We start from the raw sequence: 11,884 nt of genomic DNA, 5'->3' as shown, positions 1-11,884 counted from the left end.
TCAGGCCGCGAAGTCAGACCATGACAGCGTGATCCGGTGCACGCGCACAGCCAGCGCCCCTGTATCCGTGACGCGGGCCCCCGCAACGGCTACCATTACCGGCGATTCATCCCGTTTGAAGGAGAGGCTTAAGGGTGTCCGTCCGCGCCGAACAGAAACTCAAGACCCGCCGTGCCCTGATGGACGCGTCGCTGCGCCAGCTCAGTGCCGACCGGGGTTTCGGCAGCCTGAGTCTGCGCGAGATCGCTCGCGAAGCCGGCATTGCGCCCACGTCGTTCTACCGCCACTTCACGGATCTGGATGAACTGGGGCTGGCACTGGTGGATGAGGCCGGGGTAGCCCTGCGCCAGCTCATGCGCCAGGCCCGCAAGCGCATCGAGCGCGAGGGCGGGGCCATCAATACGTCCGTGGAAACCTTCATGGAGTACCTCACGGACAACGCCAACCTCTTCCGCCTTCTGCTGCGCGAGCGCACCGGGGTATCACGCATCTTCCGCACGGCGGTCCAGGCCGAGATCGATCATTTCGTCACGGAGCTGGCGGAAGATCTGGAGAAGCTGGCCACGGGCAAGCAGCGCCCCCTGTCCGACCCTCATCTGGTTGCCGAATCCATGGTGGTACTGGTCTTCCACCTGGGCGCGGAAGCGCTGGACGCGCCGGCGAAGCAGCGCGCCAACCTCAAGGAGAAGCTCAAGATCCAGCTCAGGATGGTGCTGGTTGGCGCCCAGACCATGGCTGAAACTTAAAAACGCCTGGTGCGGCGAAGTTCAAGGCGCACGGAGCGCAGCGAAGGAGACATACCTGCCTGGTAGGCGAGTTCGCGAGCACCGCGCAACGCAGAAATTCGCCGCACCAGGCGTTTTTTTCAGCGTGTACCGAACTGGTTGAGCCCTCGCCCGATGGCGTAGTAACTCAGCCCGTGACGCCCCAGCATTTTCTCGTCGTACAGGTTGCGCCCGTCAAAGACCACTGGCGAGCGGATGGCGGCCGCGATCTGGGCGAAGTCCGGTGACCGGAACTCCTTCCACTCGGTACAGATCACCAGGCAGTCCGCGCCCTTGAGCGCCTGCTCCTTGGTCCCGCACAGCTGCAGACCGGGCTGGTCCGGATAGATGCGCTGGGTCTCCTCCATGGCTTCCGGATCAAATGCCTGCACACTGGCTCCGGCCGCCCAGAGCTTCTCCATCAGCACCCGGCTGGGCGCCTCGCGCATGTCGTCAGTCTTGGGCTTGAACGACAGTCCCCAGAGCGCCACGGTTTTCCCTGCCAGATCGCCGCCGTAGTAATGGCTGACCTTGTCGAAGAGTACATGCTTCTGGGCACTGTTCACTGCCTCAACGGCATCCAGGAGGCGTGCTTCGTAGTCGTATTCCCGGGCGGTCCAGGCCAGCGCCTTCACATCCTTGGGGAAGCAGGAACCGCCGTAACCACAGCCCGGGTAGATGAAGTGGTAACCGATGCGCGGGTCCGACCCCATGCCACGGCGAACATGCTCAATATCCGCCCCCAGGCGCTCGGCCAGGTTGGCCACCTCGTTCATGAAGCTGATCTTGGTCGCCAGCATGGCATTGGCGGCGTACTTGGTGAGTTCCGCCGAGCGTACGTCCATGAAGATGACACGCTCATGGTTGCGGTTGAACGGATAATAGAGCTCACGCAGCAGCTCCTGCGGGCGGTCACTGTCGGTGCCCACGATGATGCGGTCCGGCTTCATGAAATCATCAACCGCCGCGCCCTCTTTCAGGAACTCGGGGTTGGAGACCACGTCAAAGTCGATGTCGGCGCTCCGTTCCAGGAGCTTGCCACGCACGGCTTCCCGCACCTTGTCCGCGGTCCCCACCGGCACCGTGGATTTGTCGATCACAACCTTATAGTCGTTCATGTGCTCGCCGATGCTGCCCGCCACCGCCAGCACGTACTTGAGATCCGCCGAGCCATCCTCGTCCGAGGGCGTGCCCACAGCGATAAACTGCAGTTCGCCGTAATCGACAGCCTCAACAACATCCGTGGTGAACTGCAGGCGGCCCGCGGCGGTATTGTGCGCGACAATCGGCTCCAGGCCGGGCTCGTAAATGGGGATGATGCCCTCGCGCAGGCGATCAATCTTGGCCTGGTCCACGTCCATGCACATGACGTGATGCCCCACCTCGGCCAGGCAGGCGCCGGTGACAAGGCCCACATAGCCGGTTCCGAAAATGGTGATGCGCATGCTGCTGTTCCTTACTGATCCGTTGGGTTGTTCTGGCGCGCCTGCCAGTGGCGTTCCCAGTCAAGCGCGGTCTGCACGATGGTGTCCAGGTCGTCGTAGGCCGGCGCCCAGTCAAGGCGCCGGCGGATCCTCTGGTTATCCGCCATCAGCGCCTCCGGATCACCGGCACGGCGCTCCGCCTCCGTCACAGGGAAGTCGGCGCCGGAGAGACGTTTTACCACATCAATGACCTCACGCACGGTGAACCCCCGCCCATAACCGCAGTTGAGGATCTCGGAGCCGTTCCCCTGCTGCATATGCTCCAGGGCCCGCACGTGGGCACTGGCCAGGTCCTCGACATGGATGTAGTCCCGGACGCAGGTACCGTCCCGCGTGCCGTAATCCGTTCCGAAGATCTGCATGCCATCCCGCGCGCCTGTTGCGCATTCACAGGCCACCTTGATCAGGTGCGTGGCTTCCGGCGTAGCCTGGCCGAGGCGGGTCTGGGGATCCGCCCCGGCGACGTTGAAGTAGCGCAGGATCACATAGTCCAGATCACTGGCGCTCGCCAGATCCATGATCATGCGCTCGCTCATCATCTTGGAGGCGCCATAGGGGTTGATCGGCGCCAATGGCAGGTCCTCGGTCAGAACCTGCTGATCCGGCATGCCGTAGACGGCCGCGGTGGACGAGAAGACGATGCGGTTCACGCCATGGCGGCTCATCGCCCCCAGCAGGTTCAGCGTGTTACGGGTATTGTTGCGGTAGTACTTGAGCGGGTCCGAGACCGACTCGGGCACAATGATGTGGGCCGCAAAATGCAGCACGGCGGCGAACTCATTGGCCGCAAACAGCGCCTCCAGGGCCTCCGGGTCCGCCAGGTCACCCACCACGAGTTTCCCGTGTGTAACGGCCCATTCATGGCCGGTTGAGAGGTTGTCGAACACCACCACGTCGTAACCCGCTTCACCCAGCTGGCGTACCACATGGCTTCCGATGTAGCCGGCACCGCCGGTCACCAACACCCTGTCTGTCACTCATCCTCTCCTTCTGAATCATCCCGGCGTTTTTTCTTCTCAGCCCGGCGGCGGGCAAAGAAGGCCGTAAGCTGGTCGCGACACTCCGGTTCCCGGATGCCCTCGCGAACCCCAACCTGCCAGTTCAGATGCTCCGCTTCCAGCATTCGGGCCCGGGAACGGATGGCACCGGCCTTGGGTTCACGGGCGCCGAAAACCAGGGTTCCAATACGGGCGTGCACCAGCGCACCCGCACACATGGTACAGGGTTCAAGGGTCACATAGAGGGTGGCATCGGTCAGCCGGTAATTACCAATCCGCTGCGCGGCATCCCTGAGCGCCCGAACCTCCGCGTGCGCAGTCGGATCATGACCGGAAATGGGCTGATTGAACCCCTCGCCCACAACCTCCCCGTCGAGAACGATCACTGCCCCCACGGGCACCTCATCCCGCGCTTCCGCCTGTTCCGCGAGCGCCAGCGCGCGGGCCATCCAGGCTTCATCAGCCCCTTCGGTGGTCATGGATGGACCCGGTTATTCCCACTCAATGGTCGCCGGTGGCTTGGAGGATACATCGTAGGTGACCCGGGAGATGCCCGGAATCTCGTTGATGATCCGGCTGGAGACCGTCTCGAGCAGCTCATAGGGCAGATGCGCCCAGCGGGCGGTCATGAAATCCAGCGTCTCCACAGCGCGCAGGGCGATCACGTATTCATAGCGGCGGGCATCGCCCACCACGCCAACGGACTTGACCGGCAGGAAAACAGCAAAGGCCTGACTGGTGTGGTGGTACCAGTCATAGCGGTGCAGTTCCTCAAGGAAGATCGCATCCGCCTCGCGCAGCATATCCGCGTAATTCTTCCTCACCTCGCCCAGAATCCGGACGCCCAGCCCCGGCCCCGGGAACGGATGCCGGTAGACCATGTCATAGGGCAGCCCCAGCTCCAGCCCGATCTTCCGCACCTCGTCCTTGAACAGCTCGCGCAGGGGTTCCACCAGCTTGAGCTTCATGGTCTCGGGCAACCCGCCCACATTGTGGTGGGACTTGATGACGGTGGCCTTGCCGCTGCGGGACTGGGCGGATTCCACCACATCCGGGTAGATGGTGCCCTGGGCCAGCCAGTCCACATCGGTGATGGTCGCCGCCTCCTCGTCAAAGACCTCGATGAAGGTATTGCCGATGAGGCGCCGCTTCTCTTCCGGATCCTGAACACCCTCGAGACGGGACAGGAAGCGATCCTCGGCATTGTGGTGGATGACGTTGACGCCCATGTTGCGGGCGAACATATCCATCACCTGCTTGCCCTCGTTGAGCCGCAACAGGCCATTGTCGACGAACACGCAGGTCAGCTGGTCACCGATGGCCCGGTGCAGCAGCGCCGCCGTCACGGAGGAATCCACGCCGCCCGAAAGGCCGAGCAGGACCTTATCGCTGCCAACCTTATCGCGGATCTGCTGGATGGCGTCCTCAACAATCTCGGCCGGCGTCCAGAGCGCCTCGCAGCCGCAGATGTCCAGCACGAATTGGGAGAGAATGCGCTGCCCCTGGAGCGTGTGGGTCACTTCCGGATGGAACTGCACGCCGTAGAGCCGGTGCGACGGGTTCTGCATCGCGGCCACAGGCGCACTGTCGGTCGCTGCCAGGACCTCGAAGCCCTCTGGTGTCTCGACAACCTGGTCACCATGACTCATCCAGACATCCAGGAGGCGTTCACCAGCATCCGTTACGTGATCGGAGATGCCATGCAGAAGATCGCTCTCCGCTGTCACGCGGACCTGGGCATACCCGAACTCCCGCTTGTCAGAGCCGGCAACACGCCCACCCAGCTCCTCGGCCATCGTCTGCATGCCATAGCAGATGCCCAGAACCGGCACGCCCAGCTCAAACAGCCCGGCGGGTGCCCGGGGGCTGCCCATCTCGGTGACGGACTCAGGTCCTCCGGCCAGGATGATCCCGCTCGGCGCGTACTCACGCACCTCCTCCGGGGTGGCATCAAAGGGCCGGATCTCACAGTAGACGCCGATCTCTCTTACCCGGCGGGCAATCAGCTGAGTGTACTGGGAACCAAAATCAAGGATCAGTATGCGGTGATCATGGATGTTCCGGGTCATGCGGGCCTCTGGTTGTGGCGGACTCAGCTGATGCGGTAGTTGGGTGCTTCCTTGGTGATGGTCACGTCATGGACGTGGCTTTCCCGGACGCCAGCATTGGTAATGCGCGAGAACTGGGGCTTGGTGCGCATCTCCTGGATATCCCCACAGCCGGTGTACCCCATCGCCGCTTTCAGCCCACCCATGAGCTGGTGAACGATCGACTTCATCGGGCCCTTGCAGTCGACACGGCCTTCGATGCCTTCCGGCACCAGCTTGTCGATGCCTTCGGCTGCGTCCTGGAAATAGCGGTCACTAGAGCCCTGCCCCATGGCGCCCAACGATCCCATGCCGCGGTACGCTTTGTAGGTGCGCCCCTGATAAAGCTCCACTTCGCCCGGTGCCTCATCGGTACCCGCCAAAAGACTGCCCGCCATGACGGTATGAGCCCCTGCCGCAATGGCCTTGGCGATGTCCCCTGAGAAACGGATGCCACCGTCGGCGACTACGGGGACATCCCGGTCACGCAGCGCTTCGGCCACATTGGAGACGGCACTGATCTGGGGCACCCCGATGCCCGCGACGATGCGGGTGGTGCAGATGGACCCCGGGCCGATACCGACCTTAACGCCATCCACCCCGGCATCCGCCAGCGCAATGGCCGCCTCTGCGGTAGCGATGTTGCCGCCGATTACCTGCAGATCCGGGTAGCGCTCCTTGACCCAGCGGACGCGATTGATCACGCCCTGGGAATGACCGTGTGCGGTGTCCACGACAACCACATCCACGCCTGCCTCGACCAGCGCATCCAGCCGCGCCTCAGTGTCACCGCCGGTGCTGACGGCCGCTCCCACGCGTAGATGCCCCTGGGCGTCCTTGCAGGCGTCCGGGTAATCCTCGGATTTCTGGATATCCTTGACGGTGATCAGACCGCGCAGTTCAAAGTCATCGTTGACCACCAGAACCTTCTCAATGCGGTGGCGGTGCAGCAGATCCTTGATGTTCTGGACGTCCTCGCCCTCGCGCACGGTCACCAGCTTCTCGCGCGGGGTCATGATCTCCGAGACCGGTGTATCCATGCCGCTTTCAAACCGGATATCGCGGCCTGTAACAATGCCCACCAGGTCGCGGCCATCCACGACCGGAAGTCCGGAGATCCGGTTGGCCGAGGTGATCTGAACCAGCTCGCGCACCGTGGTGCTCGGTGACACGGTCACCGGGTCCTTGACGACACCGCTTTCGTATTTCTTCACCTTGCGGACAGCGGCGGCCTGCTGCTCAATGGTCATGTTCTTGTGGATCATGCCGATGCCACCGACCTGCGCCATGGCAATGGCCAGATCCGCTTCGGTCACCGTATCCATGGCCGCCGAGACCAGCGGCACATTGAGCCGGATCCCACGGGTCAGGGGCGTTCGCAGATCCACCTCATTCGGCATGACATCGGAATAGCCGGGGACGAGGAGTACATCGTCGAAGGTAAGCGCTTCTTCCGCGATTCGCAGCATTGGGTCCGCCTTATCAACTTGCCTTCCGGGATTCTCTCTGGTTCACTCCGGTGCTGCGCACACCTCGGCAGACACACTTCGGAAAACCCCTTCAGGGCGCCTGTGGCGCCGGTTTCAGTAAACGAATATTATACGTTGCGACGACTGAATGCGTAAAGACGAAAGCCCCGCCGCGGGCGCCTCCGGCGCCCTTACCGTCAGCCAGCTCACACGCCAGGTTAAGGGCCTTCTGGAGACCAGTTTCATGGAGGTTCAGGTGGAGGGCGAAATCTCCGGCCTGAGCCGCCCGGCATCCGGACACTGGTACTTCACGCTCAAGGATGAGCGCTCACAGATCCGCTGCGCCATGTTCCGCAACCGCAACCGGCTCCTGAAACAGGCCCCGGCGGACGGCGAACAGGTTCTGATCCGGGCGAAAGTCAGCCTCTACGAAGCCCGGGGTGATTTCCAGCTGATTGTGGAGGCCATCGAGCCGGCCGGCAGAGGCGCCCTGCAACGGGCCTTCGAGGAGCTCAAGGCCCGCCTGGAGCGCGAAGGCCTGTTTGCCATGGAGCACAAGCAACCGGTGCCGGTTCCGCCACAACACCTGGGCCTTGTCACGTCCGGGACCGGGGCCGCCATCAGGGACATCCTCACGGTACTGAACCGCCGCTTCCCGGGGCTTGCGATCACCCTCTACCCGACACCGGTACAGGGCGCCGATGCCACCGCCGGCATTGTCGCCGCCATCGAGCGCGCCCATCGACACGGCCGTTGTGATGCCCTGATCGTGGGCAGGGGCGGCGGCTCACTCGAGGACCTCTGGTGTTTCAACGAGGAGGCGGTGGCTCGGGCCATCTTCCGCAGCCGCATCCCCATCATCAGCGCGGTTGGCCACGAAGTGGATATCACCATCGCTGACCTGGTGGCAGACCAGCGCGCCCCCACCCCATCCGCAGCTGCCGAAGCCATCTCACCCAACCGGCAGGAATTCCTGGACCGGCTGAGCGGACTCGAGGAGCGATTGATCCTCGGCGCCCGCCAACTTGTCCAACAGCGCAGAGACCGGCTCGGCGAGCTGCACCAGCGGCTGCGCCACCCCCGCCAGCAGCTCCAGGAGCAGGCCCAGCGGCTGGATGAACTCGAGGCCCGACTGCACCAGCAGACCCGCCGCCATCTCAGCCAGCTCCAGCAGCAGCTGCACCAGTACTGGCGGCGCCTGGCGGCCGTGCGCCCGGAACACCGTCTGCGCCTGGCCCGCGAACGCGTCTCCGAAAACCGCGAACGCCTTGAACGGGCCGTGCGTGGCCGCCTGGAACGCGACCACGACCGTATACGCAGCCTGAGCGCGCAGCTTGATCTGGTCAGTCCGCTCGCCACCCTCAACCGGGGTTACGCCATTGCCGAGGACGACAGCGGCAGAATCCTGAGAAACGCCGTACAGCGCGCCCCCGGAGACGCAGTCCACGTGCGGCTCGGAGAGGGTACTCTGGACTGCCGTGTCGAGAACGTGAATACAGGTGATGAAAACGCTTGACGTGACTCCCCACAGCACCGATACTGCATTTGCTGCACACGTTAAGCGGCTCTTGTAAGTGAAAGCATTACGACGACCTGCATCAGGACTCCTCGTTCGTTCCTCACCGAAAGGCCTTCAAGCGTCCCAGCTCAAAGCATCCACAATACGGTGGGTGTGAAAGAAAATCGTGTTTTTTAAGGAAAGTGCATCATGTCTGATCTCAATACTGGTCGCGTCAAGTGGTTCAACGAAGCAAAAGGCTTCGGTTTCATTGCTCGCGAAAACGGCTCTGACGTATTCGTACATTACAGTGCGATCAACGGAACCGGTTTCCGGACGCTGACCGAGGGGCAGGAAGTCCAGTTCGCTATTACGCAGGGCCCGAAAGGTCCGCAGGCGGAAAACGTAACCGCCGTGTAAAGCGACCGCAGGTCGAAAAGCCCGGCTCATCGAGCCGGGCTTTTTTTTGTTGTAAAAATCATATTCCACCCTGTACCGACCCCTTTCCTCCCCCTGTTATACTCTGCCCGACAATCGACCAAATAGCCTGAGACGATTGCATTCATAATCATAATCACAATCCCGTCCGCCGGCGTATAACGCCAACCACAGAATCCGCCGGCTATCAGAACGGAGTTCAGCAGCCTGAAGGTTCCTTTGAAGGGAAACAGGTTCTGGACCATGCTGTTGAACGGGAATACCAAGGGGAGAAGTCCATGAAGACGGTTGTCAGTATCAGCCTGGGGCCCGCCAGGCTCGATTATGACCTTGAGACCGAGTTTCTTGGTCAGACCATACGCGTCATCCGGATCGGCACCGATGGCAGCGTCGATCGCGCCGAAACCGCCATTCGTGAGTGGGAGCCGAAAGCCGACGTGGTCGGGCTGGGCATGGTGCAGGACCATTACCAGGTCGGCACCCATACCATTACTCACGAAGACACCAAACGGCTGCAGGAGGCCGTTCAGTCAGTACCCGTAACCACCGGGGCAACGCTGCGCAGCATCCTCCAGGACTGGGCCGTGCGCCACACCCAGCTGGAGCTGGAGGAATGCTTCAATAACGCCAAGGTGCTGTTCCTGAACGGTCAGGCCAACTACCGCCCGGCCCGTGTATTCAGCGAATACACCGAGAACCTGTTCTTCGCCGACCCGGTGACCCAGCTCGGCGTACCCAAGATGCTCACCTCGCTGAGCCAGCTTGAGAGTTACGCCGCCGGCACCGGCCCCATCCAGTCATGGCACATCGGCGACACCGTTGGCCGGCTGCCGGTTGCCAAGAATGTGACTGACTACGTGCTGCGCAAGGGTGCCCAGAACGCCGACGTCATCGCGGCCCGCTACAACGAGCTGGAGGCCATGGGCCTGGAAGAGCTTGCCGGCAAGACCGTGCTTACCGCCTCCGTCTCCGATGAACGCCTCAAGGAGCTGGGAGATCGTGGCGTCAACGTCGTCATCGACTACACCCCCCAGATCTTCAATGAGACCGTGGGCGTGAACGTTGTCGAGGCGATGATCCTGGCCGCGCTCGAGCGTTCGCCGGCCGAGATCACCCATGACGACTACCTGGAAATCATTACCAATGAGGGCATTGAGCCGCGCATTCTGTATCCCTCCGGGTACAAGCGCATCAGCCGCTTCGCCTTCGTGATCCACCCACTGTCACAGCAGTATTTCCGCAACGCCAAACCGCTGGACACGGTGGCAAACTACGCGCCCAAGGCCTTCATGAACACGGTGGAAAAGGTGATGGCCTACTCACCACCCTTCGTCTATTCACGGGTGACGGGGATCAAATCCCCCACCGGCGCAGAGGCCGAGGGCTGGCTGATCACCGTGGGGGGCACGCCCAAGGAGATCATGGCGCACAGTCCGGAATTCACCTACCGACGCCTGCTGGCAGCGGCGCGGCTGGCCAAGCGCCTGGGCGCCCAGATCATGGGTCTCGGAGCCTTCACCAAGGTCGTCGGCGATGCTGGCCTGACTGTCTCCAAGCGCTCACCACTGCCGATCACCACCGGCAACAGCTACAGCGCCTCCGGGGCCCTCTGGGCCGCACACGAAGCGCTCAAGAAGCTGGGGCTGGTGGAGATTGGCGAGAACAACAAGGCCAAGGCGAAGGCCATGGTCGTTGGCGCCACCGGCTCCATCGGTGCGGTCTGCGCGCGCCTGCTGGCGAAGGCCGTGGACGAGGTCTACATCGTGGCCCGCGAGTCCGCCCGGCTTCTGGCGCTCAAGGAATCCATCATGAAGGAGACACCAGAGGCCAAGATCCACGTCACGTCCAACCCCAACAAGTACCTGCGGGACATGGACATGATCGTGACCTCTACATCGGGGGCTGGCAAGCGCATCCTCGATATTATGGAGGTTAAGCCGGGCTGCGTGATCACCGACGTGGCACGGCCACTGGATATCCCGCCGGAGGACGTGGCCAAGCGCCCGGACGTGCTGGTGATCGAGTCCGGTGAGGTCGAGTTGCCTGGCGATGTGAAGATGAAGAACATTGGTCTGCCGCCCAAAGTGGCCTATGCCTGCCTGGCGGAAACCATTGTTCTGGCGCTCGAAGGGCGCTACGAGACCTTTACAGTGGGTCGCGAGATCGAGTGGGAAAAGGTCCGCGAGATCTACAAGCTGGGGCTCAAGCACGGCATGAAACTGGCCTCCATCTCCGGGGTCAACGGCGTGTACACGGACGAGGATTTCGACCGGGTACGCACCCTTGCCATGGAGAAACGCGGCATCAAGCCGGCCGAGTCCGGCAGCAAGGGCGGGAAGAAGAAGGCGGCAGCCTCCTGACAACGGCCCTTTCAGGAAAAAACCGCGGCTCCGGCCGCGGTTTTTTTATGGCCGGTTCAGGAGGAGCGGAAGCTCGCCAGGCACTCACCACAGATACGGGCCCCGGCGCCATTGCTCACCATGGCGCCGACTTCGGCCTGAGGGCGCCCACAGAATGAGCACTGCCCATCCGCCTGCGTCCGGTAAACCTGTTCGTCATCCCGCAACCCCAGCCGGCGCGCAATGGCATCCATCTTGTCGTCATCGAGCTGGCTCGCGAGCGATTCAATCTCGCGGTCCAGCTCCTGGTCATCATCACTCATGGTTACGGTTCCCGGTTGGATGTTGGCAGACGGCCCTCACGCGCCAGCCGGCGCTGGACCCAGCGGTGATAGAGCGCCGACACAAGGCGCTTGATCGGCCCCAGAGACAGCAGCCAGGCCAATGGCTTCAGAACCGGAACCCGCCCCATCAGCAGGATATAGGCTGCCATCTCGCTGTGGATGCGCCCATCCGCATCCTCGACATGGAGCTCCTGCAGGGCCTGATCCGGATCGATCCCCCGTTCACGCAGGGATGCCTCCTGGCCAGTGATGTCGAACCAGACCACACTCCGGCCCGCTTTTCCGGCCAGGCGTTCATAGACCTGCCGGTCCCGGATACAGGCCGGGCAGGAGCCATCGTAGTAAACCACTAACCGGCGCTTCTGGCCGCCCATGATGACCTCCCGCCATGGTGTTGTCAGCCCAGAGGGACAGCGCTACTCTCTGGGAACTTTCAACCATCATAACGAACAGGGAACGGGGA

General features: G+C 62.6%; 11 protein-coding genes. 4 read left to right on the top strand and 7 right to left on the bottom strand.

Annotated features, from left to right (window positions below; all coding sequences use genetic code 11):
* Window positions 1–134 precede the first annotated feature (134 nt).
* Window positions 135–746: an HTH-type transcriptional repressor FabR gene (gene fabR, locus GLW01_RS03100; protein ID WP_095617427.1), complete on the top strand. Its 612-nt coding sequence runs from the start codon at window positions 135–137 to the stop codon at window positions 744–746.
* 119 nt (window positions 747–865) lie between these two features.
* On the opposite strand, the gene GLW01_RS03095 is transcribed toward fabR, so the two are convergent.
* Genes GLW01_RS03095 through guaB form a run of 5 tightly spaced genes read right to left on the bottom strand, consistent with a single transcriptional unit; the run spans window position 866 to window position 6,802 of the window.
* Window positions 866–2,209, bottom strand: coding sequence for a UDP-glucose dehydrogenase family protein (locus GLW01_RS03095; protein WP_151439070.1), 1,344 nt, complete (start codon window positions 2,207–2,209; stop codon window positions 866–868).
* 11 nt (window positions 2,210–2,220) lie between these two features.
* Window positions 2,221–3,225, bottom strand: coding sequence for a UDP-glucose 4-epimerase GalE (galE, locus tag GLW01_RS03090; RefSeq protein WP_151439069.1), 1,005 nt, complete (start codon window positions 3,223–3,225; stop codon window positions 2,221–2,223).
* Window positions 3,222–3,725: a tRNA adenosine(34) deaminase TadA gene (tadA, locus tag GLW01_RS03085; protein ID WP_151439068.1), complete on the bottom strand. Its 504-nt coding sequence runs from the start codon at window positions 3,723–3,725 to the stop codon at window positions 3,222–3,224. The genes galE and tadA overlap by 4 nt, the downstream gene beginning before the upstream one ends.
* 12 nt (window positions 3,726–3,737) lie before the next feature.
* Window positions 3,738–5,315, bottom strand: a complete 1,578-nt coding sequence (guaA, locus tag GLW01_RS03080) for a glutamine-hydrolyzing GMP synthase (protein WP_151439067.1) — start codon at window positions 5,313–5,315, stop codon at window positions 3,738–3,740.
* Window positions 5,316–5,338: 23 nt separating this feature from the next.
* The gene (gene guaB, locus GLW01_RS03075; protein ID WP_151439066.1) at window positions 5,339–6,802 is read right to left on the bottom strand and encodes an IMP dehydrogenase; all 1,464 of its coding nucleotides are present in this window, start codon (window positions 6,800–6,802) and stop codon (window positions 5,339–5,341) included.
* Between the two features lie 148 nt (window positions 6,803–6,950).
* Here guaB and xseA point away from each other — a divergent pair, with 148 nt between their 5' ends.
* From xseA to GLW01_RS03060, 3 genes are all read left to right on the top strand, one after another.
* Window positions 6,951–8,318 carry an exodeoxyribonuclease VII large subunit gene (xseA, locus tag GLW01_RS03070; RefSeq protein WP_160898079.1) on the top strand — a complete coding sequence of 456 codons (1,368 nt, stop codon included), beginning with the start codon at window positions 6,951–6,953 and terminating at the stop codon, window positions 8,316–8,318.
* Between the two features lie 192 nt (window positions 8,319–8,510).
* Window positions 8,511–8,720, top strand: coding sequence for a cold-shock protein (locus GLW01_RS03065; protein ID WP_077530880.1), 210 nt, complete (start codon window positions 8,511–8,513; stop codon window positions 8,718–8,720).
* A gap of 296 nt (window positions 8,721–9,016) precedes the next feature.
* Window positions 9,017–11,098, top strand: a complete 2,082-nt coding sequence (locus GLW01_RS03060; RefSeq protein WP_151439064.1) for a dehydrogenase — start codon at window positions 9,017–9,019, stop codon at window positions 11,096–11,098.
* A gap of 56 nt (window positions 11,099–11,154) precedes the next feature.
* Here GLW01_RS03060 and GLW01_RS03055 read toward each other — a convergent pair whose 3' ends face one another.
* Window positions 11,155–11,400, bottom strand: coding sequence for a ClpX C4-type zinc finger protein (locus GLW01_RS03055; protein WP_160898078.1), 246 nt, complete (start codon window positions 11,398–11,400; stop codon window positions 11,155–11,157).
* A gap of 2 nt (window positions 11,401–11,402) precedes the next feature.
* Entirely contained in the window at window positions 11,403–11,795 is a 393-nt protein-coding gene (locus GLW01_RS03050; RefSeq protein WP_151439063.1) for a thiol-disulfide oxidoreductase DCC family protein, read from the bottom strand.
* Window positions 11,796–11,884: the final 89 nt, after the last annotated feature.

The sequence above is a fragment of the Vreelandella halophila genome (assembly GCF_009856365.1).
Lineage (GTDB): Bacteria > Pseudomonadota > Gammaproteobacteria > Pseudomonadales > Oleiphilaceae > Halospina > Halospina utahensis_B.
Note: the sequence above shows the minus strand (reverse complement) of the source record. Positions and strands in the feature narration are given on the sequence as shown.